Source organism: Micromonospora sp. DT44 (assembly GCF_049841635.1).
In the GTDB taxonomy this organism is placed as follows: Bacteria; Actinomycetota; Actinomycetes; order Mycobacteriales; family Micromonosporaceae; genus Micromonospora.
Map to the genome: position 1 here is coordinate 35,432 of NZ_JBNCKS010000023.1, position 25,481 is coordinate 60,912.

Consider the following 25,481-nt stretch of genomic DNA (forward strand, 5'->3'; position numbering starts at 1 on the left):
GCAGGCCCAGGGTGGCGGCCGAAGCGAACGCAGGCCCAGGGTGGCGGCCGAAGCGAACGCAGGCCCAGGGTGGCGGCCGAAGCGAACGCAGGCCCAGGGTGGCGGCGAGTCGGGGGTGGCCGGCTACCAGCGGCCGAGGCGGGTGGCCAGCACGCTGAGCGCGGCCACGCCGGCCGTGGAGGTACGCAGCACCTCCGGCCCGAGGCGTACCGGCCGGCCACCGGCCTCGCGGAAGGCCGTCAGTTCGGCCGGGGCGATGCCGCCCTCGGGGCCGACCACCAGGACGATCTCCCCGGCCGACGGCAGGTCGACGCCGGTCAGCGGCTCCTCGGCCTCCTCGTGCAGGACGAACCCGGCGGCGGCGCCCGCGATCCGGCGGGCGACCGTGGCGGTGGACTCGTCCGGCGCGCCGGCCACGACGGGCAGCCAGGGCCGGCGGGCCTGTTTCGCCGCCTCGCGGGCGGTGGCGACCCACTTGTCGCGTGCGCGTACGCCCCGGTCACCGCGCCACTGGGCCACCGAGCGCGACGCCGCCCAGGGCACGATCTCGTCCACCCCGACCTCGGTCATCGCCTGCACGGCCAGCTCGCCCCGGTCACCCTTGGCGATGCCCTGCACGGTGACGATCCGGGGTACGGGCGCGTCCGCGTACCCCCGGGAGGTGACGGCGACCTCCAGGCTGCCCCGGCCGACGGCGGTGACCACGGCGGCGGCCGTGCCGCCCCGACCGTCGGCGAGCAGCAGCTCCTCGCCGACGCGCAGCCGCTGCACGGTGGCGGCGTGGTGCCCCTCCGGGCCGTCCAGGGTCAGCGCGTCACCGATGGGCAGCGCCTCCACCAGGAACAGCGGCGCCGACACTTCAGGCGTGCCCGTTGAACGCGTCGCGCATCCGGGAGAAGAAGCCGCCCTGCTTGGTCAGCTCGGCGACCTCCTCGCCCCGGGTCTTGGCGAAGTCGCGCAGCATCTTCTCCTGGTCGGGGTCGAGCTTGGTGGGCGTCCGGACGTCCAGGTGCACGTAGAGGTCACCCCGGCCGGTGCCGCGCAGGTGCGGTACGCCCCGGGCGCGCAGTCGCAACGTGCTGGCCGGCTGGGTGCCGGCCTTGACGTCGACGGTCTCCTCGCTGTCCAGCGTCTTGATGGTGAGCCGGGTGCCCAGCGCGGCGGCGGTCATCGGCACGGTGACGCGGCAGTGCAGGTCGTCACCCTTGCGGGAGTAGACGTCGTGCGGACGCTCGTGGATCTCCACGTAGAGGTCGCCGGCGGTGCCGCCGCCCGGGCCCACCTCACCCTGCTGGGCCAGCCGGATCCGCATGCCGTCCTCGACGCCGGCCGGGATCTTGACGGTGAGCGATCGGCGCGTGCGTACCCGGCCGTCGCCGGCGCAGGTCGGGCAGGGGTGCGGGATGGTGGTGCCGTAGCCCTGGCAGACGGTGCACGGCCGGGCCGAAACGACCTGGCCGAGGAAGGTGCGCTGCACGGACTGCACCTCGCCCCGGCCGGCGCACGCCTCGCAGGTGGCCAGGTGGGTACCGGCCGCGGTGCCGGCGCCCGAGCAGGTGGTGCAGAGCACGGCGGTGTCGACGGTGATCGGGGCCTCGACGCCGAACGCCGTCTCGTGCAGGTCCAGTTCGAGGCGCAGGATCGCGTCCGCGCCCGGTCGGGTCCGGGGACGCGGCCCACGGCCGGCACCGCCCGCGGCACCACCGAAGAACGCGTCCATGATGTCCTGGAAACCGACGAACGGGCCGGCTCCCCCCGGACCACCCGGGCCGCCCGCGCCCCCGCCGCCGGGGGCGAGTGGGTCGCCACCCAGGTCGACGATCTGCCGCTTCCGGTCGTCCGAGAGGACCTCGTACGCGGCGTTGATGTCCTTGAACTTCTCCTGGGCCTCCGGGTCCGGATTGACGTCCGGGTGGAACTGGCGCGCCAGCTTGCGGTAGGCGCGCTTGATCTCGTCATCGGAGGCTTCCCGGCTGACACCGAGGATGCCGTAGTAGTCCCTGGCCACTGCGTTCCGTGTCCTCATGTTCGTCTCGCGTTGCGCCGACCGGCGGCCGCAGCCGGCCGTCGGCCCTGACTGGTCAGTTCTGGGCCAGCAGCTCGCCCACGTAGCGTGCCACGGCGCGCACCATGGCGATATTGCCGGGGTAGTCCATCCGGGTCGGCCCCAGCACTCCCAAGCCGCCCACGATGGTGGCCCCCGGGCCGTACCCGGTGCTGACCACCGAGGCGGCACGCAGGTTGTCGAACTCGTTCTCGTCGCCGATCAGCACCCGGGTCGTGCTGGGCTCGGTCTCGCCGATGAGCTTGAGGAGCACGACCTCCTCCTCCAACGCCTCCAGGATGGGCCGCAGCGAACCCTGGAAGTCGAGCAGACCACCCCGGGTCAGGTTGGCGGTGCCGGCCAGGGCGATGCGTTCCTCGTGCCGCTCGACGAGCGTCTCCAGCAGGACGGTGGAGAGCGTGGTCATGGCCGGGCGCAGCTGCACCGGCGCCTCTTCCACAAGCGCCTGCACCAGCGGCGGGGTGTCCGACATGCGCTCGCCGGCGAGCTTCTCGTTGACCAGGCGACGCAGGTCGGTGACGTCGTCGGCGGGCACCGGCCCGGGCAGCTCCACCAGCCGCTGCTCCACCCGGCCGGTGTCCGCGATCATCACGAGCATCAGCCGGGTGGTGGAGATCGGTACCAGCTCCAGGTGACGGACCGAGGAGCGGGCGAGGCTCGGGTACTGCACCACGGCCACCTGCCGGGTCAACTGGGCGAGCAGCCGTACGGTGCGGTGGACCACGTCGTCGAGGTCGACGGCCCCGACGAGGAAGCGCTCGATGGCCCGGCGTTCGGCCGGACTGAGCGGCTTGACCCGGGACAGCCGGTCGACGAAGAGACGGTAGCCACGGTCGGTGGGCACCCGGCCGGCGCTGGTGTGCGGCTGCCGGATGTAGCCCTCTTCCTCCAGCACGGCCATGTCGTTGCGGACCGTCGCCGGGGAGACCCCGAGCTGGTGCCGCTCGACCAGCGCCTTGCTGCCGACCGGCTCCTGGGTCGAGACGTAGTCCTCGACGATTGCGCGGAGCACGGCGAGCTTCCGGTCGTCCAGACCCATCCTCCGCACCTCCTGTCGCACGTCGGCCGCCGGCCCACCCGGGCCGACGGACCGTCCTGGCACTCGACTGTAACGAGTGCCAGTCTACGTCGGCGTGCCCGCCGACGCGATGATCAACGACGGCCCGTGACATCCCGCGCGAGCCGATCGGCCCGGGCGACGGGGCGATGTCGCTCTGGTGCAGCGTTGCTCACGGCACCTACCGTGACAACCATGACTGAACCACCTCGCCCTCCCGGCGCGGGAGACCCCGGCAACTACCCGCCGGAGCCGAATCTCCCCGGCTCGTCCTCGTCGGCCGAGCCGCCCACCGCACCACTGTCCGGGGCGCCCGGCCCGGGCGGCTATCCCCCAGCCGGTGGCTATCCGCCGCCCACCGGTGACCAACCGCCGTCGGGCGGCTACCCTCCGCCGGGCGGCTACCCCCCACCAGGGGGTTACCCCCCGCCGGGTGGCACGACTGGCGGGTATCCGACCGGCGGCGCGTACGGCGGCCCCGGCGGCGGTTACGCCAACAACGAGGACAAGACCTGGGCGCTGGTCGCCCACTTCGGCGGCGCGGCCGGGATGATCATCAGTGGCGGCGTGCTCGGCTGGATCGCCCCGCTGGTGGCGCTGCTGGCCCGGGGCAGCCAGTCCCCGACCGTCCGGGCGCACGCCGTGTCGGCGCTCAACTTCCAGCTCATCTGGTCGATCGTCGGCCTGGTCGGCTGGGTGCTGTCCTGCATCTTCATCGGCTTCATCGGCGTCGTGGCGGCCGTCGTGCTCGGAGCCGTGTGCGGCATCCTCGCCGGCATCAAGGCCAACGAGGGGCAGCTCTACCGCTACCCGCTCTCCGCCAACTTCATCAAGTGATCCGGGCCGGCCGCTCCCCCGGCCGGTCCGGCACACCGCCGCCGGCCGGGCGGGCGTCCGGCTCAGGGCAGCAGGTCCCGCACGACCGCGTCGGCGAGCAGCCGGCCGCGCAGGGTGAGGACCGCCCGTCCGGCGGCGTACCTGTCGGCGTCCAGCAGACCGTCGGCGAGGGCCCGCGCGGCACCGGCCCGGCCGGCGTCGTCGAGCACCCGCAGCGGCAGTCCGCTGGCGAGCCGCAGCCGAAGCATCACGTCCTCCATGTGCGCCTCGTCCGTGGTCAGCACCTCGCGGGCCAGGCCGGGTGACGCGCCGGCCGCCAGCCGCTGGGCGTACGTGGTGGGGTGCTTCACATTCCACCAGCGCACCCCGCCGACGTGGCTGTGCGCGCCCGGCCCGAGGCCCCACCAGTCGGCGCCGGTCCAGTAGAGCAGGTTGTGCCGGCACCGGGCCTCGTCGGTGCGCGCCCAGTTGGACACCTCGTACCAGGAGAGGCCGGCCGCGTCGAGGGCGGCCTCCGCGGCCAGGTAGCGGTCCGCCGCCACGTCGTCACTGGGGTACGGCAACTCGCCGCGCTTCATCCGCGCGGCGAGCCGGGTGCCGTCCTCCACGATGAGGGCGTACGCGCTGACGTGGTCGACCCCGGCGGCCACGACCTGCGCCAAGGTGGCGGCGAAGTCCTCGGCCCGTTCCCCCGGCGTGCCGTAGATCAGGTCCAGGTTGACGTGGTCGAACCCGGCCTCGCGCGCCTCGCGGGCGGCGGCGGTGGCCCGGCCGGCGCTGTGCTTGCGGTCGAGGATCGCCAGCACACCGGGCGACGCGGACTGCATGCCCAGCGAGATCCGGGTGTAGCCGGCCGTGCGCAGCAGCTTCAACGACTCCGGCGTGACCGACTCCGGATTCGCCTCGGTGGTCACCTCGGCGTCGGCGGCGAGCCCCCAGGTGCGGTCGATGCCCTCGAGGATGCGGGCCAGGTCGTCGGCGGGGAGCAGGGTGGGCGTGCCGCCACCGACGAAGACGGTGTCGACGCGGGGTGGCGGGTTGTCGCCGAGCACCCGGGCGGCGAGCGCCAGCTCAGCCAGCACGGTGTCGGCGTACGCCTCGCGGCTCGCGCCCCCACCCAGCTCGGCGGCCGTGTACGTGTTGAAGTCGCAGTAGCCGCAGCGACTGGCGCAGAACGGGACGTGGACGTACACGCCGAAGCCGCGCGCGCCGACCGCCGTGGTGGCGGTGGCGGGCAACGATCCGTCGACGGGGACGGTCTCACCATCTGGAAGGACGCCGGGCATGGCCACTAGTGTGCCCGGCATGACCTCTCCCGACGTGCTCGTGCGGGTCGCCACGGCCCGTGGGGTGACCACCCTCACCCTGGACAGCCCGCACAACCGCAACGCGCTCTCGACCGCTCTGATGACCCAGTTGCTGGCCGGGCTGACGGACGCGGTGGCCGACGACGCGGTCCGCGTGATCGTGCTCGACCACACCGGTCCGGTCTTCTGCTCGGGCGCGGACCTGAAGGAGACCGCCGCGGCGTACGCCAGCGGAACCGTGCCCGCCGGCATGCTGGGCGACGTGCTGGCGGCGCTCTGGGAGTGCCCGAAGCCGATCCTGGCCCGGGTCGCCGGGCCCGCGCGGGCCGGCGGACTGGGCCTCATCGCCGCCGCTGATCTCGCGGTCTGCGCCGACGAGGCGACGTTCGCGTTCACCGAGGTCCGCATCGGGGTGATCCCGGCGGTGATCTCGGCGACCGTGCTGCCCCGGCTGCACCCCCGCGCCGCCGCCGAGCTGTACCTGACCGGGAACACCTTCGACGGGCGGCGTGCCGTCGAGGTCGGCCTGGTGACGGCCTCGGTGCCGGCCCGGGAGCTGGACGACGTCGTGCGGGGCTACTGCGACTCCCTGGTCCGCGGCGCGCCCGGCGCGCTGGCCGGCGCGAAGGATCTGCTGCGCCGGCCGGGGACCGCCGAGCTGCGCGGCGACCTGGCCCGACTGTCCGCCCTCTCGACGGGTTACTTCCTCTCCGACGAGGGGCGCGAGGGGGTCACCGCGTTCCGGGAGAAGAGATTGACTCGATGGGTGGCCGCTCTGGACGCGGATCACGGTGATCATTCCGACTGACGCCGAGCGGGAACGCCGCCGAATGGTCGACGGCGCCCCCGGTTCGTCGGTCGGGTCACCACGCGCTCGCGCCTCCGTCGACCGCGTAGTTGGCGCCGGTGATGTACGACGCGCGGTCGGAGGCGAGGAACACCACCAGTTCGGCGACCTCCTCGGGACGGGCGAACCGCTTCAGCATGGTCTTCGCGGTGATCGCGTCCCGGGCCGCCTGGTTGTCCCCCAGGTCGCGTTCGCTGGCCGGGGTGAGGATGGGCCCGGGGCTGACCGCCACCGCTCGGATGCCGTGCGGCGCGCCTTCGAGCGCGAGTTGTCGCGTCATGCCGATGACGCCGGCGTTCGCCGCCGTGTGCCCGACCATCGGCGGGACGTGACCGGCGATCATCCCGGCCATCGAGGCCGCGTTGATGATGACGCCGCCACCACGCCGCACCAGGTACGGCCAGGCGAACTTCGACACCAGGTACGGAATGTCGAGTTCACCGGCGATCGTGTACCGCCAGTCGTCGACCGAGAAGTCCGGCAGTGGGCCGAAGCGCAGCGCGGCCGCGTTGTTGTAGACCACGTCGAGCCCTCCGTACGCGGCCACCGCGTCCTCGACGAGCTGACGGACCTGCTCCGGGTCGGTCAGGTCGACGGGCGCGATGCTCGTCATCTCCCCACCGGCGGCCCGGACGAGGTCGACCGTCTCGTTGTTGCCGTCGACCTGGATGTCGGCCCCGACGACCTTCGCGCCCTCGCGGGCGAAGGTCAGCGCCGCGACGCGGCCCAGACCGCCGCCGGTGCCGGTCACGAGTACCACCTTGCCGTCCAGCGTTCCCATCGAACTCCTCCTCGGCTCCCGCACGTCCGATTGACGTGTCAATCGTGAAAGTCCTTGACCAGGCAATCTCTTCCGGCTGTTGACGACAGGTGACGCGGCAGACACGATCTTCATCCGCAGGTGAGTTCCGCGCGCCAGGGGGAACGTCCCGATCGGCACGTGACGGCTGAGCGAAGCCCGAACCGGTCGAACGGCCCGGATGACGCCGGCGGGGACGTACGCTTGTCGAACTGTCGATCAGGAGGTGTGGGTGCGAACTCGGGCAGCCGTGGCGGGCGGAGTGGTGCTCATCCTCGTTGCCGTGATCGCGATCTGGCTCGTCGCCCGGAAGGTGGGGGACGAACTGCGGCTGCCGTTGGCGGGACGCACCTGCACAGTCCAGGCCGACGGCCGGGTGGTCCTGGACGTGGAGCAGATGGCGAACGCGGCCACCATCGCGGCGATCGGCGTCCAGCGCGGCATGCCCGAGCGCGCCGTGGTGGTCGCGCTGGCAACCGCGTACCAGGAGTCGGGGCTGCGCAACCTCGACCACGGTGACCGCGACTCGCTCGGGCTGTTCCAGCAGCGCCCGAGCAAGGGGTGGGGCACGCCCGAGCAGATCCGTGACCCTCGCTACGCGGCGAACAGGTTCTACAAGGCGCTCAAGAAGGTGCGCGGCTGGGAGAAGATGCGGGTCACCGACGCCGCCCAGCGGGTGCAGCGCTCGGCGTTCCCCGAGGCATACCAGAAGTGGGCCGACGACTCCGAGGTGCTCACCAAGGCCCTGCTCGGCGACGCCACCGAGGCGGTGGCCTGCACGGTGGGGCGTACCCCGGTGATGCACGGCGCGGCGGCGGCCGCGCAGCTGACCCGCAACCTGGCGCTGGACTGGGGTGTCTCGAGCGCCGAAAAGGCCAGCCAGACCGGGCTGGCGGTGACCGCGCAGGACCAGCGCGACGGCTGGCGGTACGCGCACTGGCTGGTCTCGCACGCCCAGGACCACGGGGTGAAGCGGGTCCGCTTCGGCGACCTGGAGTGGACCGCCCGCAACGGCACCTGGGGCCAGGTGACCGGCGAGCAGGGCTCCGCCGGCCAGGTGGTGGCCGAGGTCTTCGCCGAGGGCTGAGCGCCCGACGCTGAGCGCCCATCGGCCGCGGCCGAGGCGCACCGACCCGGATCTCTTAACCGGCAGTGACCGCACAATCGGACAAACAACCACAGAACCACCCGGTGATCACGTAAATGTGACTCGCCGCACCGGTTCCGCTGCGCGCGGTCCGACCCCGGGCCGTACCGCCGCCGCTCGCCCTCCCACCGCCCCGGCACTCGCGTTACGATCGGCGGCCTGTGCCAGAAATGGTTTCACCTCATGGGGAGGGGTACGACGCGGTGTTCGATTACGGCGACCGGACCGGCTACGAACCGATCAGCGACACTGACCGCAAGGAGTTCCACGAGCAGGGCTTCCTCCTGCTGCGCAACGTCCTGACGGAGGACCACCGGGCGGCGCTGGAGGCGGCTGTCGACCGCGTCTACGCGGAGGAGCAGGCCAAGGGCACCACCAAGAAGGACGGCACCCTGCACCTGCTGGGCTTCCTGGAGCGCGACGAGCTCTTCGGCGAGCTGCTCACCCACCCGATCGCCTTCCCGTACATGTGGGGGCTGGCCGGCTGGAACATCTACACCCACCACAACCACCTGGACGTCACCCCGCCGGCCGCCGAGCCGGAGAAGCCGTACTGGGGTTGGCACCAGGACGGGTACCGGCAGAACTCCGACCCGGAGACGATGGACCCGAACCTGCCCCGCCCGATGTTCTCGCTGAAGGTCGGGTACGTGCTGTCCGACCTGTCGGAGACCGGCCGTGGCGCCACCAAGGTCATCCCGGGCAGCCACCTGTGGAACTCGCTGGACCGTCCCAAGGACCTCAGCGTGCACAACCCGGACCCGGAGGGCACGGTGGAGATCACCGCCAACCCCGGCGACGCGTTCATCTTCGACCGTCGGCAGTGGCACTCGCGCTCGACGAACCTGTCGACCATCACCCGCAAGATGCTCTTCGTCGGCTACACCTACCGGTGGATCCGTCCGCTGGACGAGCTGCACCCCGACGTGAACGGCGAGTGGTACCGCAACCGCACGCCCGTGCAGCGCCAGCTGATCGGTGAGGGCACCCACACCGCCAACTACTGGGGCATCAACTGGGACGGGTACGTCGACGACGAGATCCCGCTGCGCAAGGAGCTCAAGGAGCGCGGTCTGCTCGACCGCAACATCCCCTGGCTGCGCTGACATACCGCTGGAAGGAAGGCCCTCGGTCCGCCCGGGGGCCTTCCTCGCGTCTCAGGCGTGACCGGCGAGCCGCCGTCGGGCCTTCTCCCGGATCGGTGCCGGCAGGTCGGTCGCGTCGAGCAGCCGGGGCAGCAGCTCCGGCTCCAGGCTGGTCGCCCGGAACACCTCGCCGATGGTCACCCCGTGCGCCGGCCGTTCCACCACCTCGACCGGATCGCCGGCGCCCACCTCGCCCTCGCGCAGCACCCGCAGGTACGCCCCCGGGGTGGCCCGGACCGTGAACCGCTTGATCAGATCCCGTACGCCCCAGAAGCCGGCGAACGTGGTGCACGGGGTGCGCGGCATGGTCACCTGGAGCAGCGCCGTACCCACCGCCCACTGCTCGCCGATGACCGCGCCGGTCACGTCGACCGCGTAGGTGGTCAGGTTCTCCCCGAAGCCGCCGGGGCGGATGGACCGGCCCATCTCGGCCGACCACCACGCGGCGTCCTCCTCGGCGTACGCGTAGACGGCCTTGTCCGGCCCGCCGTGGTGGGCTCGCTCGCCGACGAAGTCACCGGCCAGACCCTCCGTCAGCAGCGACACCGGCCCGTCGACGGGACGCTTGTCGATGCCGCTGCGACCGCTCGCATCGCCGGCCCACTCCGCCTCGGTCACGATGCCGAGGTTCACCGCTGCCACCCTGCCCGTCATGACGGCCAGCCTAGGGTCTGTCAGCCCTTGACCGCTCCGGCCACCAGGCCGGAGACCATCTTCCGCTGCACCAGCAGGAAGAAGATGATGACCGGCAGGGTGAACAGCGTGGAGGCGGCCATCACCGGCCCCCAGTTGGTGTCGTCGCGGCCGAAGAAGAACGTCATCGCCACCGGCAGCGTGTAGCGGCCCTGGTCGTTGATGAACGTCAACGCGAAGATCAGCTCGTTCCACGCGGTGATGAAGGAGAAGATGCTGGTCGCGACCAGGCCGGGCGCGACGAGCGGGAACAGCACCCGGCGGAAGGTCTGGGCCCGGCTCGCGCCGTCGATGGCCGCCGCCTCCTCCAGTTCCTTGGGCACGGCCGCGACGAAACCGCGCAGCATCCACACCGCGAACGGCAGCGAGAAGCCGAGGTACGTGAGGATCAGGCTGGGCAGGGTGTTGTAGAGCCCGAGCCGCTGGATCATCAGGAACAGCGGAATGACCAGCGCCTCCAACGGAATCATCTGCACGATCAGCAGCATGATCAGGAAGCTGGTCCGGAGCTTGAAGCGGAACCGGGCCACCGCCGTCGCGGCGAGCAGGGCGACGAGCCCACTGAGCACCACCGTGGACACCGCGACGATCGCGCTGTTCACGAAGAAGTCGAGGAAGGTCACCCCGGGGATCAGGTTGCCGGTGAGGATCTCCCGGTAGTGCGCCAGCGTCGGATGGGTCGGCACCGGCTGCGGGGTGGCCGAGAAGATCTCGTTGCGGGGCTTCAGCGACGTCGAGATCATCCAGTAGACCGGGAAGGCCGCGAAGAGCGCGACCAGCAGCCCGGCGGCGTTGAGGGCGACCTTCTTCACGACTCGTCCTCCTGCTTAAGCACCATCCGTACGTAGAAGCCGGTGACCACGAGCAGGATCAGCGTGAGGATCACCGCGATGGCCGCGCCGAGCCCGTACTTCGGCGGCGGCGAGAAGGCCTCGGCGTACGAGTAGATCGACAGCATGAACGTCGGCCGGTCCTGGGTGCCACCGGCCAGCACGAACTGCTGCGTGAAGACCTTGAAGTCCCAGATGGTGGAGAGCACGATCAGGATTCCGAAGACTGGTCGCAACAGCGGAAACGTGATCTTCCAGAAGACCCGCCACGGGCTCGCGCCGTCCACCCGGGCCGCCTCGTGCAACTCACTGGGCACGCTCTTGAGGCCGGCGAGGACGCTCACCGCGATGAACGGGAACGAATGCCACACGACCACCAGGGTGAGGATCGCGAAGAACAGCAGCGGCGAGTTGAACCAGCCGTAACCGGTCCAGTCGCTGCGACCGAACAGGGCGTTCGAGAATCCGTCCGGCAGAGCGTTGAACAGCCAGGTGACCAGGCCGCTCGTGTCGTCGAAGATCCACTTCCAGACGATCGTGCCGGTCAGCGCCGGGGTGGCCCAGGCGAGCATCACGCAACTGGCCACGAAGGTCGCCATCTTGCGACCGAGCCGGTTGAGCAGCAGTCCGACCAGGGTGCCCAGCACCATCGTGAGCAACACGTTCGCCGCGGCGAACAGCACGGTGTTGCGCAGGACGGTCAGGAAGAACGGGTCCGTGAGGATGTCGGTGTAGTTGCCGAGCCCCACCCACGGCCACTCCCGGTCGCCGCGCAGTTGCCGGACGCTGTTGAGCCGGTAGAAGGACATCGTCACCACCTGGCCGAGCGGCCAGAGCAGCAGAACCCCGATGATGACGAGTGCGGGCAGGAGCAGCAGGTAGGGCAGGCGGTCGACCCGGCGACGCCGCCGCGCGGGGTTCTCCCGCGCGGCGGACGTCTCCGGCACCTCGGTCAGCGTGGTCACTTGGAGTTGAGGATGCTTTCCATCTCACCGGCCGCGTCGGCGGTAGCCTTCTCGACCGTCTTCTGACCCTTCATGACCGAGCTGTTCATCGCCTGGGTCACCGTCTTCGTCCGGCTGACCTCCACCCACTTCGGGGTGAGCGGCGTGAGCTTGGTGTTCTGCATGGTGGTGGCGAAGGCCGCCATCACCTTGTCGTTGGCGTACGTGTCGCTGGCAACCAGGTCCTTGTAGACGGGGAAGAACCCGAGGCTGCTCGCGAAGCTCTGCGCGTTCTTCTTGTTCAGCAGCACGGTCAGGTAGTCCCAGGCGAGGTCCTGCCGCTCGCTGTCCTTCCAGATCGCCACGTCGGAGCCACCGGCGAAACCGGGCGCGGCCTTGCCGTCCGGGCCGGGGATCGGGAACGTACCCCAGACCTTCTCGATCTCGGGGTTGTCCTTCTTGATGGCGGCCTGCTGCCAGCTACCGGCGAACGCCATCGCGGCCTTGCCGGTGGCGAACTGCGTCCGCGCGTCGATCTCGTTCCAGCCGGCGGCGGCCGGCGGGGCGACCTTGTGGACGGTGACCAGGTCGGTCCAGTACTTGACGGCCCGCTGCGCCTCCGGCGTCGAGTAGCCGGACTTCCACGCGCCACCCTGGTTGGTGGCGATCTCCGCGCCCGCGCCCCAGAGGAAGGAGTAGAAGGGCAGCTCGGAGTTGCCCGGCAACGCGATGCCGTAGGTGCCCTTCTTCTTGGCCTGCACGGCCTTGGCGACGGTGACCAGCTCGTCCCACGTCTTCGGCGGCTGCACGCCCGCCTCGGCGAACCAGTCGGTGCGGTAGTAGATGGCCCGCACGCCCGCGTACCACGGGACGCCGTACTGCTTGCCGCCGAGCTGCGCGTTGCGCACCAGGTCGGGCAGCAGATCCTTGCCGTCGGCCCAGCCGCCCATCCGGCCACTCACGTCGGCGAGCGCCTCCTGCGCGGCCCAGCCCTGGGTCTCGGTGTTGCCCAGCTCGGTGATGTCCGGGCCCTCACCACCGGCCAGCGCGGCCTGGAACTTCTTCGGCGCCTCCAGCCAGGGGATGTACTGCACCACCACATCGGTGTCGGGGTGCTTCTGCCGGAACTCGGTCTCCACGCCGTCGAGGAAGGCGTTCTGGGCGTCGCCACCCTCGCCCATCATCCAGACGGTGAGCTTGCTGTCGTCGGCCGCTTCCTCGCCGGAGCCCCCACAGCCGCCCAAAACCATGGCGACCGAGGCCACCACGGCAGTGACCGGGGCCAACCGCTTCCACCTGTTCACGCCACTTCTCCCCTCGCGTCGCCTGGCACTAACCTTCTCCGCCGCACCTTAGTACGAAGAAATCCTTTACGACAGTGGGCGGGGAGGCCGAAGCCTGGCGACCGTATCGCAGGCCGCCGACGCGAGAGACTCATGGAACCGTGCCGAATCCGGGCAGGACGTCACGAAAGAGCGCCCGGCCGTCCGGCCGGGCGCTCTTTTCGCATCCTGTGGTGATGCCAGGTTGTTACCGGGTGACGCGGCGGCGGCCACCCACACCGGCCACCAGCGCGACCGCGATCGCGGCCACCACGACCTGCACCAGCAGCTCGGTCCAGTCGATACCAGCAGTCTCGGTCGCGATACCCATCGCCCGCGCCAGCACCGTGCCCAGCAGAGCCGCGCCAACACCAATCAGCAGGTGCAGCCAGATCGGCATGTTCTGGCGGCCCGGAACAACCAGGCGGCCGAGCGCCCCGACGATGAGACCAACAACGATGGCAGTGATGATGCCCCACACGGTGAGCTCCACGGTCGCGCTCCTTCAAAGAATGTCTGACACACAATGTGTGCTTCCTGTCGTGACCGCTAAGTTCCCGACCCACCAAAAATCCAAACCGACTCACCCGCACAAGAAGTTGCCAGCGTCGATGCCGATCGTCTGCGTCGGTTGGCGCGGAAACACGTCCACACAGCTCAGACAACATGTTGCCCAGGGCGACCACCCCAGACCCCAACCCCAAAAAAAATCCGCCCCAACCCCCGACCACCCCCGACCGCCCCCGGTGATCAAGAGGTTCGCGTCAGGATCCGGGCTTCGGATGACGCGAACCTCTTGATCACCGCGGTGAAGGGCGGGGAGGGCCGGGGAGGCCGGAAGGGCGGGGCGGACCGGGACGGCGGGGAGGGCGGGACGGGCCGGGAGGGCGGGGAGGCGGGCCGGGACGGCGGGGAGGCGGGCCGGGACGGCGGGGAGGCGGGACGGGACGGCGGGGAGGCGGGACGGGACGGGACGGGGGCTACTTCTTGCCGGTGGATTTGGCGTCGCCGGAGTCAGAGGACAGGGCGGCGATGAAGGCCTCCTGCGGCACCTCCACGCGGCCGACCATCTTCATCCGCTTCTTGCCTTCCTTCTGCTTCTCCAGCAGCTTGCGCTTACGGCTGATGTCACCGCCGTAGCACTTGGCGAGCACGTCCTTGCGGATGGCGCGGATGGTCTCCCGGGCGATCACCCGGCTGCCGATGGCCGCCTGGATGGGCACCTCGAACTGCTGGCGCGGGATCAGCGTACGGAGCTTCGCGGCGATCGTGACGCCGTAGTTGTACGCCTTGTCCTTGTGCACGATGGCGCTGAACGCGTCCACCGGCTCGCCGTGCAGCAGGATGTCCACCTTCACCAGGTCGGACGCCTGCTCGGTGGTGGGCTCGTAGTCGAGCGAGGCGTACCCCTTGGTACGGCTCTTCAACTGGTCGAAGAAGTCGTAGATGATCTCCGCGAGCGGCAGCGTGTAGCGCAGCTCCACCCGGTCGGCGGAGAGGTAGTCCATGCCGAGCAGGTTGCCCCGCCGGCCCTGGCAGAGCTCCATGACCGCGCCCACGTAGTCGTTCGGCGTCAGTACGGTGGCGCGGACGACCGGCTCGTACACCTCGGCGATCTTGCCGGTGGGGTACTCGCTTGGGTTGGTCACGACGATCTCCTCGCCGTCGTCCGTGATCGCCCGGTAGACGACGTTGGGCGCGGTGGAGATCAGGTCGAGGTTGTACTCGCGCTCCAGCCGCTCCCGGATGATCTCCAGGTGGAGCAGGCCGAGAAAGCCGCAGCGGAAGCCGAAGCCGAGCGCGCCGGAGGTCTCCGGCTCGTAGTCCAGGGCTGCGTCGTTGAGCTTGAGCTTGTCCAGAGCCTCACGCAGGTTGGGGTAGTCGGACCCGTCGATCGGGTAGAGGCCGGAGTAGACCATTGGCTTCGGGTCCTTGTAACCACCCAAGGCCTCGGCGGCCGGGCGGCTGTTGATGGTGACCGTGTCACCGACCCGGGACTGCCGGACGTCCTTCACACCGGTGATCAGGTAGCCGACCTCGCCGACGCCGAGCGCCTCGGCCTTGACCATCTCGGGCGAGATGACGCCGATCTCCAGCAGCTCGTGCACGGCGCCGGTGGACATCATCTTGATCCGGTCCCGGGCGCTGATCCGGCCGTCGATGACCCGGACGTACGTGACGACGCCGCGGTAGACGTCGTACACCGAATCGAAGATCATCGCCCGGGCGGGCGCCGCCGCGTCGCCGACCGGCGGGATGAACTGCCGGACGATCTCGTCGAGCAGGTGCGGGACGCCCTCGCCGGTCTTGCCGGAGACCCGGATGCAGTCGGCGGGGTCGCCGCCGATGAGGTGGGCCAACTCCTCGGCGTACTTCTCCGGCTGGGCGGCCGGCAGGTCGATCTTGTTGAGCACCGGGATGATGCGCAGGTCGTTCTCGAGGGCCAGGTAGAGGTTGGCCAGGGTCTGCGCCTCGATGCCCTGGGCGGCGTCGACCAGCAGCACGGCGCCCTCGCAGGCGGCCAGCGACCGGGACACCTCATACGTGAAGTCGACGTGCCCCGGGGTGTCGATCATGTTGAGCACGGCGTGCTCGCCGGTCCGCTCGCCCTCGCGGATGGTCCACGGCATGCGAACGGCCTGGCTCTTGATGGTGATGCCGCGTTCGCGCTCGATGTCCATGCGGTCCAGGTACTGCGCGCGCATCTGCCGGGGGTCGACCACGCCGGTGAGCTGCAACATCCGGTCGGCCAGGGTCGACTTCCCGTGGTCGATATGGGCGATGATGCCGAAGTTCCGGATGCGACCGGGGTCGGTGGCACCAGGGGCGTTCGCGCCGGGATCGAGCTTCGGTGGCACAGCGGTCCGTTCTGGTCGGCTGACGTGAACAGGCCGGCGCGCCGCCGACCCCCTCCATGTTCCCACGCCGCCGGGGTACGCCCACTGCGCGGGCGACGGATCGGCCCCCGCGACGCCTCACTCCATCGGCGGCTCCACGAAGAGCGCGGCCAGCCGGGGCAGCCGGCGGCGGGCCTCCTCCTCGTCGTCAAAGTCCCAGAAGTCGTTGAGGTCCGGCGTCCGGACCGGCTCGCGGTCCGTCGGCAGCTCCGACGCGGTGGCCCTGCGGTACGCGTCCCACGGCACCGCCAGCATCTGCTCGGCGGAGAACTCCTCCCCGCTGAGCGACGCGGCTCGCACCTGGGGCAGCTCGGCCAGCGAGTCGGGCTCGCCGACCGCGCGGGCGAACACCGCCCGACCCTGGGTCATCAGCCAGCCCCGGAAGTGCTCGAAACCCTCCGCCGACGCCCCACCGTTGATCAGGTACGCCGCGCCCCACAGGTCCGCCTTGTGCGAGGCGGCCAGCACTCTGGCCTGGTGCTGGGCGTACCCGACGATGTCCTCCGGATCGCGCTCGGCGAGCAGCGCCACGGCCCGAGCGGCGACCGGCCCGGGCTCACCCCCGCCCCCGGCGCGGGCCTGGTCGATCAGCTGCCAGAAGTCCTCGGTCCTCATGGCTTGGCAGTCTGGCAGTGTCGCCGCGCGCCGCGCGCGTACCCCGGGGCAGCATGGTGGGGTGTCCTTTCCGCCACCGCCGGTGCCGTACCACGCGGGCGCGTCGCGCCCGTCGTGGCCGGAGCTGCCGGCGGCGCTGCGGGCCGCGATCGCCGACCGGCTCGGCGCGCCGGTGGTCACCGCCCAGGTCGCCACCGCCGGCTTCACCCGGGGCTTCGCCGCCGTGCTCGACACCGCCGACGGCGGCCGGGCTTTCGTCAAGGCGGCACCCGCCGTCGCGCAACCGCGCCTGGTTCAGGGGTACGCCTGGGAGGCCGCGATCCTCGACCGGCTGCCGGCCGACCTGCCCGCGCCCCGCCTACGGTGGACGCTGGACGAGGCCGGCTGGTTCGCGCTCTGCGCCGACGCGGTCGACGGCCATCTCCCACTCCTGCCCTGGGCGCGTGCCGAGCTGGACGCCACGCTCACCGCGTACGCCGAGGTCGCCGCCGCGCTCGCCGATCCACCGACCGGCCTGACCGCGCTCGGCCTGCCCCGCCTGGGCGATCTGGCCCGCTCGGACATCCTCTGGTGGGAGGAGGTCGCCGCGGGCCGGGAGCCGCTCCCCGCGCTGCCCGCCGCCGCCCGGGGCAGACTCCCCGAGCTGGTGGCGCTGGAGTCCCGCCTCCCCGCGTACGCGGACGGGGCGACCGCCGTGATCCACGGCGACCTGCGGGTGGACAACGTGCTCATCGGCCGGGACGGCCGGGCCTGGATCGTCGACTGGACGTGGGCCTGCACCGGGCCGGCCTGGTTCGACCTGGTCACGCTGCTGCTCACCGCGTACGACAGCGACCTGGACGTCGATCGGATCTTCGCCACGCACCCGGCGAGCGCGGGCGCTCCCCCGGACGCGCTGGACGCCACCCTCGCCGCGTTGGCCGGCTACTACCTCACCGGGGCGGACGCGACATCGGTGACGGCCTCGCCGCACCGGTCGGCGCACCAGCGGTCCAGTGGAAGACAGGCCCTCGACTGGCTCGCCCGCCGGCAGGGCTGGCGGTGACCGGGCCGGCGCGGGCGTCCCCTGATCCACCCCGGTTTCCGAGAAGTCGGTCGGTCAGCGGGCGGCGGATACCCTGGTTTGCAGAAAGCCGAGTGGATCACGGCTCGAGCGCCCGGCTGGGCGCGGGAGTCGAGCGCGCGCGGTCGGATGGAGCCGTTTTGGCTTGTCCCCGGGCGACCTGGTAACCTGGCTTTTCGCGCGGCGATGACTCATGTCGTCATGTCGTGCGCAAGCTGACCAACCCGAGCTATCAAGACGAGGCTGTCGCGTGGCGAACATCAAGTCCCAGATCAAGCGCAACCGGCAGAACGAGAAGGCCCGGCTGCGCAACAAGTCGGTCAAGTCGTCGCTGAAGACCGCCGTCCGGAAGTTCCACGAGGCCGCCGAGGCCGGTGACGTCGAGAAGGCCACCGCTCTCATGCAGGATGCCTCGCGCAAGCTGGACAAGGCCGTCAGCAAGGGCGTGATCCACGCCAACCAGGCCGCGAACCGCAAGTCGGCGATCGCGAAGCGCGTGGTGACGCTCTCCGCCTGACGCTTCGTCGTCAGACTGATTCGGAAAGCCCCGGACCTCGGTCCGGGGCTTCCGTGTGTCCACGAACCGCCGCTCGCCCGGGCCGCGCCTGCGCTTCGCCGGTCGACCGGCCCGCGCCTGCGCTACGCCGCTCGACCGGCCCGCGCCTGCGCTACGCCGCTCGACCGGTGCGCGCCTGCGGCTTCGGCGACCGTCAGTCCAGCGGGTCCCTACGCCTGGGCCGCGCGGGGCCGGGCCGGACCACCACCGGAGCCACGGCGCTCCACTCGACCCGGGCCCGGCCGACCACGGGCTCCATCTGCCGGCGGAAGCGGTCGCGCTCCTGTTCGGGTACGAGCGCGGCGGAACGGACCACCACCGCGGCCACCATGTCGTTGAGCTTGACCATCGCCGCCACCACCACGGGTAGCACCAACACCGCCCACCAGGTGACCAGCTCCGCGAGGGCGAGCAGCACGGCCAGGGCGATGGCGCCCTCGAAGAACAGGAAGCAGAGCACCCCACCGGGGTTGACGAACCGCAGGCCGAGGAGCCGGGCGTAGAGCGGCCGGTACCGCTCCTCGTCGGCGGACACGGTGGCCCACGCCGTACGGTTCGGCCCCGTCACCGGCTGCTGCCCTGCCGGGCCGCCGCCACCGAGAAGACTGCCCGTTCCAGGGCGTACGCCCGGTCGTCCGAGCCGCCCTTGACGGCCGCGTTGCACTCCGCGGCGACCTGCATGGCGCGGACCAGTCCTTCCGGGGTCCAGCCGCGCCCCTGTCGCTGCGCCCGTTCGATCTTCCACGCCGGCATGCCGAGGCTGCTGGCGAGCTGGTACGCGTTGCCCCGTCCGGCCGATGCCACCCGGGCCACCGTCCGCACCCCGTCGGCCAGGGCGTCGGCGATGGGCACCGGGTCGACACCGACGTGCAGGGCCCACCGCAGCGCTTCCAGGGCGGCCGGCACGTCGCCGACCATGGTGGCGTCCGCCACGGTGAAGCCGGTCACCTCGACCCGCCCCCGGTAGTAACGGGACACCGTCTCGGCGCTGATCCGCCCGTCGGTGTCGGCCATGAGCTGGGAGCAGGCGGCGGCCAGTTCGCGCAGGTCATTGCCGACCGCCGCGATCAGCGCCTCGGCGGCGTCGTCGGGGCACCGGCCGCCGGCCCGGCGGATCTCGTCGCGGACGAAGGCGATCCGTTCGCGGTGGCCCTTGAGCTTGGCCGCCGGAACCACCGTCGCGCCGGCCGACCGCAGCCCGTCGGCGAACGCCTTGCCCTTGGCGCCGCCCAGGTGCAGCACCAGGAGCTGCACCTCCGGGTCGGGATTCTTCGCGTACGCCAGCAGCGCGGCGACCAGGTCCTTGCGGGCGTCCTGGCCGGAGCGCAGGACGAGAAGCCGCCGGCCGCCGAACAGCGACGGACTGAGCATCTCGGCTATCTCGCCGACGGTGAGCGCACCCGCCTGGTACTCGCGGACGTCCACCTCGGGGTCGGTGGCGCGGGCCCGTTCGACAGCTTCGGAGACCGCGCGCGTGGCGAGCAGCTCCTCGTCGCCGACGACGAGCACAATGGGGGCGAGGCTGGCGGGGGTCACGTCGCCCATATTCGCACGGCCCGTGGCGGGTACGGGCCTGCTCATTCGCCGCCCGGTCGGCGCAGCCCGCACTTAGCGCAAATCCAGACATTTATCTCGGTTCACCACCTAATCCGCAAATGGTCGGGATTCCAGGTCGAGTGCGCGCAATTTCCACGCGCCTCTCACGGCGGCGGCCGTCCCGGCGGCAGCCCTCGACGGACCACCGCCAGGCCGTCGGCCGTCCGGATCGCCGCCACGTCGCCGTCGGTGTCGGTCCGCAGCACCCGGGTACCGCCCCTGCTCAGCCGGGCCAGGAGCGCCGGGTTCGGATGCCCGTACGTGTTGCCCGTGCCGACCGGCACCAGCGCCACGGCCGGCCGCACCGCGGTGAGGAAGCTCTCGTCCTGGTACGCCGAGCCATGGTGCGCGACCTTCAGCACGTCCGCCCGTAGCTGGTCGGGCGGCGTCCGGACCAGGACGGCGTGCTGCTCCTCGGTCTCGGCGTCGCCGGGCAGCAGGACCGAGACGCCGGCGACCGTCGCGCGCAGCATCAGCGAGTTGTTGTTCGGGTCCGAGCGGGTGCCGGCCAGCGGATACGGCGGTCCGAGCACCAGCAGCTCGACGCCGCCGACCCGGTGACGTGCCCCAGCGGTGGCGTCCCGCATCGTGGCCCGGCCGTCGGTCGCCGCCGCGCGGACGGCCGTCCGACCGCTGGCCGGGTCCGTCGACGGCGGGGTCAGCACGGCGGCCACCCGTCGTCCCCGGAAGACCCCGGCCACCCCGCCCACGTGGTCGAGATGGAAGTGGCTGACCACCAGCAGCGACACCTCCCGGATGCCGAGCCGTCGCAGACACGCGTCCACCGCGCCCGGCTCCGGCCCGGTGTCGACCAGCACCGCCCGGCCGGGCGCGACGGGCAGCACGAGGGCGTCCCCCTGCCCCACGGCGCAGGCCACCACCACCCAGCCGGGCGGCGGCCAGCCGCTGGCGACCAACCGGACCCCGAGAGCGCCCACCAGTACGGCGACCGCGACCACCGCCACCAACCGGCGCACCAGCGGGCGGCGCGCGGCCACCAGCAGCGCGACGGTCAGCCCGGCCAGCAGCAGGGCGCCCCATGCCCCGCCCGGCCACGCCACGTTGCCGGCCGGGAGGCGGGCGCCGTGGCGGGCGATGACGACCAGCCACCAGGCCGGCCAGCTCGCCAGCCACGCGACGAACCCGGCCCCGGCCGGCCAGACCGGCGACAGCACCGCGGCCGTCACGCCCAGCACCGTCGCCGGCGCGATGGCCGGCACCGCCAGCAGGTTGGCCGGCACCGCCACCAGGCTCACCGTGCCGGAGATCCCGGCGACGACCGGCCCGCAGGCCACCTGGGCGGCCGCCGGAACGGCCAACGCCTCGGCCAACCCGGCCGGTACGCCCCGACGGCGCAGCCCGTCGCGCCAACGCGGCGCGAGCAGCAGCAGACCCCCGGTGGCCAGTACGGACAGCGCGAACCCGGCGTCGCCCGCCAACTCGGGGTCGACGAGCACCAGCACGGTGACGGCAGCGGCCAGTGCGGGCAGCGCGGCCCGGGGTCGACCGGCGGCCAGCGCGACGAGGCCGATCGCCCCCATCGTGGCGGCCCGTACGACGCTCGGTGACGGACGCACCAGGATGACGAAGCCCACCAGCGCCACCCCGCAGAGCACACCGGCGAGCCACGGGCCGGCGCGTGCCCAGCGCGCCACCAGCAGCACCGCACCCACCACGATCGCGACGTTGCTGCCCGAGACGGCATTGAGGTGCGTCATGCCGGTCGCCCGGAAGTCTTCCTCGACGGCGGGCGGCAGGCGGCTGGTGTCCCCCACCACCAGTCCCGGCAGCAGACCGCCCGGGTCGTCGGGCAGCGGCGCGCAGGCCCGTTGCAGACCCGCGCGCAGGGTGCCGGCGGCGCGCTGCGCCCACGACGGCGTACCGCGCCGCTCCGGTGGACCGGTGGTCGCGAGGACCGCCGCGGTGAGGTCACCGCCGCGCGGCAGGCCGAGCCGCCCCTGGGCGGTCAGCCGTTGCCCCGGCAACAGCCCTCGCCAGCCGGGGTCGGTGGCGAGGACCAGCACCCGTACCGACGCCCGGAGCGGCTGGCCGTCCGGACCGGTCAGCCGGATCAGCTCGCCCGACACCAGCAGCATGCTGGGACGCCCGGCGGAGCGGATCGGGCGCGGATCGTCACGCACGACGAGGTCGGCGGTGACCGGGGCGTGCTTCTCGGCCAGGGCGCGGACCGGCGGGGCGTCCCGCACGAGCAGCCGGGCCGACGTCGCCGCCGCGCCGCAGAGGACGCCGAGACCGACCGCGACGACGATCCAGCCGAAACGGCGGGCGAGAGCCCCTGGGCGACCGAGTCGACCGAGCAGGTGCAGGGCGCTCAGCGCCGTCGACAAGGCTGCTCCGCCGGCCACCAGCAGCAGCGGTCGGGGGCCGAGGTGCAGGCCGGCGAGCGCGGTGAGCCAGGCGGCCACGGCCAGTCCGGCGAGCCGGAGGTCCGGTGGCGGCGGGTCGCCGACGACGGGTGGGACGTTCACACCGTCACCAGGTCCTTGAGCTGCTCGTAGCGCGCGTCGCCGATCCCCTCGACCTGGCGCAGGTCACCGACGGCCGTGAACCCGCCGTGCTGGTCCCGGTAGGCGAGGATGCGCTGGGCGAGCACCGGCCCTACCCCGGGCAGCGCGTCGAGCTGGGCCAGTGTCGCGGTGTTCAGGTTCAGCGCTGTGCCGGGGGCCGGCGCACCGGCGGGGGCGGGACCGGCGGCGGAGCCGGGTGCCGGCGGGGGCGTCACCCCGACGACGATCAACTCACCGTCGGCGAGCTTGCGAGCGGGATTGAGCAGCGCCACGTCGACGCCGGGCAGCGGGCCACCGGCCTCTCGAAGCGCGTCGGCGAGTCGGGCCCCGGCCGGTACGCGCACCAGCCCCGGTTTGCGCACCTTGCCCGCGACCGCCACCACCAGCTCGCCGGACGCCGACGCGCTGGCCTGCCCGGTCACGACGGCCGAGGTGGCCTCGCCGGGCGGTGGGGTGACCGGTTCCGCGTGCGGTCGGGACCGCCAGGCCCAACCGGCCGCGGCCAGCACCACCACGAGGGCCACGGCGGCCAGCGCCCGTACACCGCGTCTGCCCGGGTCGAACGCTCCGGGGCCGGGCAGTCGTGCCGTACCGCCGCCGAGGTCGGCGGACACGTCCGCTGCCGACGCGTCGGCCCCCGACGGAAGCGGCGCCGCGACGCCCGTCGCGGCGGTCAACCGGCGCAGACGCTGACGTACCGCTGTCTCCTCGTCCTCTGCCACGCCGCGACGCTAGGACGCCGGACGCCACGACGCCCGCATCGCCGGCCCGACCTGTGGACAACGGAAGCCTCTGTGGACAACGCCCTGATCATGCGCGTGTCTGGTACGGCGCAGGGGCGGTCGGGAGGTAGCGCGTATTCATGGATGAGGATTAATGTTAGCGCTATCATCACCCCCCACCACCACCGCCACCTGAGGGGAACCATGGACATGAAGAGAAGACTGCACCGCCTGCTGGCCGCAGCGGGGACCCTGCTGGTCCTCGTCGCCGGGGCCGGCGTCTACCTGGTCACGGAGACGCCCGGCGTCGCCCGGGCGGCCGGCACCGGCCCGTGCGACATCTACGCCTCCGGCGGGACGCCGTGCGTCGCCGCGCACAGCACCACCCGGGCCCTGTACGGCGCGTACAACGGAGCGCTCTACCAGGTCCGCAGATCGTCGGACAACACCACCCGTGACGTCGGCGTGCTCAGCGCCGGTGGTGTCGCCAACGCCGCCACCCAGGACGCGTTCTGCGCCAACACGAGCTGCGTCATCACGATCATCTACGACCAGTCCGGCCGCAACAACCGGCTCACGCAGGCCCCTCCCGGTGGCTTCAGCGGCCCGGCGGCCGGCGGGTACGACAACCTCGCCGACGCGAAGGCGGCACCGGTCACCATCGGCGGCCAGAAGGCGTACGGCGTCTACATCGCCCCCGGCACCGGCTACCGCAACAACAACACCAACGGCGTCGCGACCGGCGACCAGCCCGAGGGCATCTACGCCGTCGTGGACGGCACGCACTACAACCAGTGGTGCTGCTTCGACTACGGCAACGCGCAGACCAACGTCCTGGCCGACGAGCGCGCCATCATGGAGACGGTCTACTTCGGCGCCAACAAGCAGTGGGGCTACGGGGCGGGCGCGGGTCCCTGGATCATGGCCGACCTGGAGTGGGGCCTGTTCTCCGGAGTGAACGCGGGCTACAACAACATCGCGTCCATCAACCACCGCTTCGTGACGGCCATGGTCAAGGGCGAGCCGAACCACTGGGCGATCCGCGGCGGGAACTCGCAGGCGGGTGGCCTGACCACCTACTTCGACGGTCGGCGGCCCAACGGCTACAACCCGATGAAGAAGGAGGGGGCCATCCTCCTGGGCATCGGGGGCGACAACAGCATCACCGGTCGCGGCACCTTCTTTGAGGGCGTGCTGACCTCCGGCTACCCGACGGCCGCCACCGAGGACGCCGTGCAGGCGAACATCGCCGCTGCCGCCTACACCCCCGCGAGCGGCGGCAACCCGCAGCAGAACGCCCAGATCGTGGGCGCGCAGTCCGGTCGCTGCGTCGACGTGCCGAACGGCGCCACCGCCAACGGCACCCAGGTGCAACTGTGGGACTGCATCAGCAACAGCGCCGCGCAGCGCTGGACCTACACGGCCGGCAAGCAGGTCCAGGTGTACGGCAACAAGTGCCTCGACGCCAACGGCCAGGGCACCGCGAACGGCACCCAGGTGATCATCTGGGACTGCCACAGCGGCGCGAACCAGCAGTGGAACGTCAACGCCAACGGCACCCTGACCGGCGTCCAGTCCGGGCTCTGCCTGGACGCCAACGGCGCCGCCACCGCCAACGGCACGAAACTCATCCTCTGGGCCTGCAACGGTGGACAGAACCAGCAGTGGTCCCTGCGGAGCTGAGCGGACAGCGGTCGGGCCGTCTCCGGACGGAGGCGGCCCGACCGCACCGGATCAGCGGGCCTCCGGGTCGAGGCCGAGCACCGCCCGTCCCCCGTCCACCGGCAGGGTCACCCCGTTGACGAAGCTCGCGGCCGGCGACAGCAGGTACGCGACCGCCTCCGCCACCTCGTCGGCCCGTCCGGTCCGGCCCACCGGGTGCAGCCGGGTCAGCTCGGCGTCGATCTGCTCGGCCCGGGTGGGCTCCTGCGCGGCGAGATACTCGGCGTGCCGCTCGGTGGCGATCGAACCGAGCGCGACCGCGTTGGCGCGGATGCCGTGCCGCCCATACTCGACGGCCAGCGCCCGGGTCAGCCCCTCGACGGCGGCCTTCGCCGTGGCGTACGGCAGGGCGCCCGGCACCGGCCGGCGGGCCTGGTGTGACGAGACGTTCACGATCGCGCCGCCCGTGCCGGCGGCCAGGAAGCGGCGCACCGCCACGGCGGCGCCCACCACGGCCGGGCGCAGGTTCCGCCCGATCAGGTCCAGCACGGTGTCGGCCGACGCCGTGTGCAGGGCCGCGTCCCGGAAGATCGCCGCGTTGTTCACCCAGCCGGTCAGCGGGGCGACGCGTTCGGCCACCTCGGCGGCGTGTTCAGCCACGCGCTCGTCACCGGCGTCGCCGACCACCGCGAGCAGGTGATCGGCGACCGGGTGCCCGGCGAGCCAGTCCACCGCCTCGGCGTCGCGCTCCACGACGACGACGGTGACGCCGTTCGTCACCAGCCGTTGCGTCACGGCCCGGCCGACGCCACGGCCGCCACCGGTCACCACGCACGCGCCGGCCACGAT

The 25,481-nt window shown here is 72.0% G+C and carries 24 protein-coding genes; 7 read left to right on the plus strand and 17 right to left on the minus strand.

Translation table 11 applies throughout. The features are described from left to right. Positions 1 to 123: 123 nt before the first annotated feature. The 3 genes from ACLQ25_RS15450 to hrcA form a co-directional block, all read right to left on the minus strand. Positions 124 to 858 (minus strand): 16S rRNA (uracil(1498)-N(3))-methyltransferase, encoded by a 735-nt coding sequence (locus ACLQ25_RS15450; RefSeq protein WP_425731557.1) that lies wholly within the window; start codon positions 856 to 858, stop codon positions 124 to 126. Position 859: 1 nt separating this feature from the next. Continuing rightward, positions 860 to 2,008, minus strand: coding sequence for a molecular chaperone DnaJ (gene dnaJ / locus ACLQ25_RS15455; RefSeq protein WP_355053230.1), 1,149 nt, complete (start codon positions 2,006 to 2,008; stop codon positions 860 to 862). 73 nt (positions 2,009 to 2,081) lie between these two features. Then, positions 2,082 to 3,104, minus strand: coding sequence for a heat-inducible transcriptional repressor HrcA (gene hrcA, locus ACLQ25_RS15460; protein ID WP_355053206.1), 1,023 nt, complete (start codon positions 3,102 to 3,104; stop codon positions 2,082 to 2,084). A 213-nt stretch (positions 3,105 to 3,317) separates the two neighbouring features. On the opposite strand from hrcA, the gene ACLQ25_RS15465 reads away from it, so the two are divergent. Further along, positions 3,318 to 3,959 carry a DUF4870 domain-containing protein gene (locus tag ACLQ25_RS15465; protein ID WP_425731558.1) on the plus strand — a complete coding sequence of 214 codons (642 nt, stop codon included), beginning with the start codon at positions 3,318 to 3,320 and terminating at the stop codon, positions 3,957 to 3,959. A gap of 62 nt (positions 3,960 to 4,021) precedes the next feature. Here ACLQ25_RS15465 and hemW read toward each other — a convergent pair whose 3' ends face one another. Then, the gene (gene hemW, locus ACLQ25_RS15470; RefSeq protein ID WP_425731605.1) at positions 4,022 to 5,245 is read right to left on the minus strand and encodes a radical SAM family heme chaperone HemW; all 1,224 of its coding nucleotides are present in this window, start codon (positions 5,243 to 5,245) and stop codon (positions 4,022 to 4,024) included. Between the two features lie 19 nt (positions 5,246 to 5,264). On the opposite strand from hemW, the gene ACLQ25_RS15475 reads away from it, so the two are divergent. Then, positions 5,265 to 6,074 (plus strand): enoyl-CoA hydratase-related protein, encoded by an 810-nt coding sequence (locus tag ACLQ25_RS15475; protein ID WP_425731559.1) that lies wholly within the window; start codon positions 5,265 to 5,267, stop codon positions 6,072 to 6,074. Positions 6,075 to 6,129: 55 nt separating this feature from the next. Here the strand turns inward: ACLQ25_RS15475 and ACLQ25_RS15480 are convergent, their stop codons facing one another. After that, on the minus strand, positions 6,130 to 6,894 hold the full coding sequence (locus ACLQ25_RS15480) for an SDR family NAD(P)-dependent oxidoreductase (RefSeq protein ID WP_425731560.1): 765 nt from the start codon (positions 6,892 to 6,894) through the stop codon (positions 6,130 to 6,132). Positions 6,895 to 7,093: 199 nt separating this feature from the next. Between ACLQ25_RS15480 and ACLQ25_RS15485 the strand changes: the two genes are divergently transcribed. Both ACLQ25_RS15485 and ACLQ25_RS15490 read left to right on the plus strand, forming a co-directional pair. Next, positions 7,094 to 7,999: a hypothetical protein gene (locus ACLQ25_RS15485; protein ID WP_425731561.1), complete on the plus strand. Its 906-nt coding sequence runs from the start codon at positions 7,094 to 7,096 to the stop codon at positions 7,997 to 7,999. A 263-nt stretch (positions 8,000 to 8,262) separates the two neighbouring features. Further along, positions 8,263 to 9,165, plus strand: a complete 903-nt coding sequence (locus ACLQ25_RS15490; RefSeq protein WP_355053200.1) for a phytanoyl-CoA dioxygenase family protein — start codon at positions 8,263 to 8,265, stop codon at positions 9,163 to 9,165. A 51-nt stretch (positions 9,166 to 9,216) separates the two neighbouring features. Here ACLQ25_RS15490 and ACLQ25_RS15495 read toward each other — a convergent pair whose 3' ends face one another. From ACLQ25_RS15495 to ACLQ25_RS15525, 7 genes are all read right to left on the minus strand, one after another. Then, on the minus strand, positions 9,217 to 9,858 hold the full coding sequence (locus ACLQ25_RS15495) for an MOSC domain-containing protein (protein WP_425731562.1): 642 nt from the start codon (positions 9,856 to 9,858) through the stop codon (positions 9,217 to 9,219). Between the two features lie 20 nt (positions 9,859 to 9,878). Beyond that, positions 9,879 to 10,709 carry a carbohydrate ABC transporter permease gene (locus ACLQ25_RS15500; RefSeq protein ID WP_425731563.1) on the minus strand — a complete coding sequence of 277 codons (831 nt, stop codon included), beginning with the start codon at positions 10,707 to 10,709 and terminating at the stop codon, positions 9,879 to 9,881. Beyond that, entirely contained in the window at positions 10,706 to 11,692 is a 987-nt protein-coding gene (locus ACLQ25_RS15505) for a carbohydrate ABC transporter permease (protein ID WP_425731564.1), read from the minus strand. Before ACLQ25_RS15505 ends, ACLQ25_RS15500 begins: the two co-directional genes overlap by 4 nt. Beyond that, a complete protein-coding gene (locus ACLQ25_RS15510) occupies positions 11,689 to 12,975 on the minus strand; it encodes a sugar ABC transporter substrate-binding protein (protein WP_425731565.1) in 1,287 nt (428 codons plus the stop codon). The genes ACLQ25_RS15505 and ACLQ25_RS15510 overlap by 4 nt, the downstream gene beginning before the upstream one ends. 226 nt (positions 12,976 to 13,201) lie before the next feature. Beyond that, the gene (locus ACLQ25_RS15515; RefSeq protein WP_053656080.1) at positions 13,202 to 13,486 is read right to left on the minus strand and encodes a GlsB/YeaQ/YmgE family stress response membrane protein; all 285 of its coding nucleotides are present in this window, start codon (positions 13,484 to 13,486) and stop codon (positions 13,202 to 13,204) included. 487 nt (positions 13,487 to 13,973) lie between these two features. Beyond that, complete coding sequence (lepA, locus tag ACLQ25_RS15520) at positions 13,974 to 15,851, minus strand: translation elongation factor 4 (protein ID WP_425731566.1); 1,878 nt, start codon at positions 15,849 to 15,851, stop codon at positions 13,974 to 13,976. 117 nt (positions 15,852 to 15,968) lie between these two features. Next, the gene (locus ACLQ25_RS15525) at positions 15,969 to 16,505 is read right to left on the minus strand and encodes a DUF4240 domain-containing protein (RefSeq protein ID WP_425731567.1); all 537 of its coding nucleotides are present in this window, start codon (positions 16,503 to 16,505) and stop codon (positions 15,969 to 15,971) included. A 61-nt stretch (positions 16,506 to 16,566) separates the two neighbouring features. On the opposite strand from ACLQ25_RS15525, the gene ACLQ25_RS15530 reads away from it, so the two are divergent. Continuing rightward, entirely contained in the window at positions 16,567 to 17,550 is a 984-nt protein-coding gene (locus ACLQ25_RS15530; RefSeq protein WP_425731568.1) for a phosphotransferase, read from the plus strand. Positions 17,551 to 17,818: 268 nt separating this feature from the next. Beyond that, the gene (rpsT, locus tag ACLQ25_RS15535) at positions 17,819 to 18,085 is read left to right on the plus strand and encodes a 30S ribosomal protein S20 (RefSeq protein ID WP_355053192.1); all 267 of its coding nucleotides are present in this window, start codon (positions 17,819 to 17,821) and stop codon (positions 18,083 to 18,085) included. Between the two features lie 193 nt (positions 18,086 to 18,278). Here rpsT and ACLQ25_RS15540 read toward each other — a convergent pair whose 3' ends face one another. The 4 genes from ACLQ25_RS15540 to ACLQ25_RS15555 all read right to left on the minus strand — a co-directional run bounded on the left by ACLQ25_RS15540 (position 18,279) and on the right by ACLQ25_RS15555 (position 22,970). Further along, entirely contained in the window at positions 18,279 to 18,692 is a 414-nt protein-coding gene (locus tag ACLQ25_RS15540) for a hypothetical protein (RefSeq protein ID WP_425731569.1), read from the minus strand. Next, complete coding sequence (gene holA / locus ACLQ25_RS15545; RefSeq protein WP_425731570.1) at positions 18,689 to 19,669, minus strand: DNA polymerase III subunit delta; 981 nt, start codon at positions 19,667 to 19,669, stop codon at positions 18,689 to 18,691. Before holA ends, ACLQ25_RS15540 begins: the two co-directional genes overlap by 4 nt. 155 nt (positions 19,670 to 19,824) lie before the next feature. Then, a complete protein-coding gene (locus tag ACLQ25_RS15550) occupies positions 19,825 to 22,209 on the minus strand; it encodes a ComEC/Rec2 family competence protein (protein WP_425731571.1) in 2,385 nt (794 codons plus the stop codon). Further along, positions 22,206 to 22,970 carry a helix-hairpin-helix domain-containing protein gene (locus tag ACLQ25_RS15555; RefSeq protein WP_425731572.1) on the minus strand — a complete coding sequence of 255 codons (765 nt, stop codon included), beginning with the start codon at positions 22,968 to 22,970 and terminating at the stop codon, positions 22,206 to 22,208. Before ACLQ25_RS15555 ends, ACLQ25_RS15550 begins: the two co-directional genes overlap by 4 nt. Positions 22,971 to 23,174: 204 nt before the next feature. Here ACLQ25_RS15555 and ACLQ25_RS15560 point away from each other — a divergent pair, with 204 nt between their 5' ends. Further along, positions 23,175 to 24,653: an arabinofuranosidase catalytic domain-containing protein gene (locus ACLQ25_RS15560; RefSeq protein WP_425731573.1), complete on the plus strand. Its 1,479-nt coding sequence runs from the start codon at positions 23,175 to 23,177 to the stop codon at positions 24,651 to 24,653. A 51-nt stretch (positions 24,654 to 24,704) separates the two neighbouring features. On the opposite strand, the gene ACLQ25_RS15565 is transcribed toward ACLQ25_RS15560, so the two are convergent. Continuing rightward, positions 24,705 to 25,478 carry an SDR family NAD(P)-dependent oxidoreductase gene (locus ACLQ25_RS15565; protein ID WP_425731574.1) on the minus strand — a complete coding sequence of 258 codons (774 nt, stop codon included), beginning with the start codon at positions 25,476 to 25,478 and terminating at the stop codon, positions 24,705 to 24,707. Between the last annotated feature and the right edge of the window lie 3 nt (positions 25,479 to 25,481).

What these genes read in the sequence shown, in the direction of transcription:
- ACLQ25_RS15525 (WP_425731567.1), bottom strand. Translation starts at nt 16,505, where the DNA reads ATGAGGACCGAGGACTTCTGGCAGCTGATCGACCAGGCCCGCGCCGGG.
- ACLQ25_RS15495 (WP_425731562.1), bottom strand. Translation starts at nt 9,858, where the DNA reads ATGACGGGCAGGGTGGCAGCGGTGAACCTCGGCATCGTGACCGAGGCG.
- ACLQ25_RS15560 (WP_425731573.1), top strand. Translation starts at nt 23,175, where the DNA reads ATGGACATGAAGAGAAGACTGCACCGCCTGCTGGCCGCAGCGGGGACC.
- ACLQ25_RS15475 (WP_425731559.1), top strand. Translation starts at nt 5,265, where the DNA reads ATGACCTCTCCCGACGTGCTCGTGCGGGTCGCCACGGCCCGTGGGGTG.
- ACLQ25_RS15465 (WP_425731558.1), top strand. Translation starts at nt 3,318, where the DNA reads ATGACTGAACCACCTCGCCCTCCCGGCGCGGGAGACCCCGGCAACTAC.
- hemW (WP_425731605.1), bottom strand. Translation starts at nt 5,245, where the DNA reads ATGCCCGGCGTCCTTCCAGATGGTGAGACCGTCCCCGTCGACGGATCG.
- holA (WP_425731570.1), bottom strand. Translation starts at nt 19,669, where the DNA reads ATGGGCGACGTGACCCCCGCCAGCCTCGCCCCCATTGTGCTCGTCGTC.
- hrcA (WP_355053206.1), bottom strand. Translation starts at nt 3,104, where the DNA reads ATGGGTCTGGACGACCGGAAGCTCGCCGTGCTCCGCGCAATCGTCGAG.
- ACLQ25_RS15480 (WP_425731560.1), bottom strand. Translation starts at nt 6,894, where the DNA reads ATGGGAACGCTGGACGGCAAGGTGGTACTCGTGACCGGCACCGGCGGC.
- ACLQ25_RS15485 (WP_425731561.1), top strand. Translation starts at nt 7,094, where the DNA reads ATGACGCCGGCGGGGACGTACGCTTGTCGAACTGTCGATCAGGAGGTG.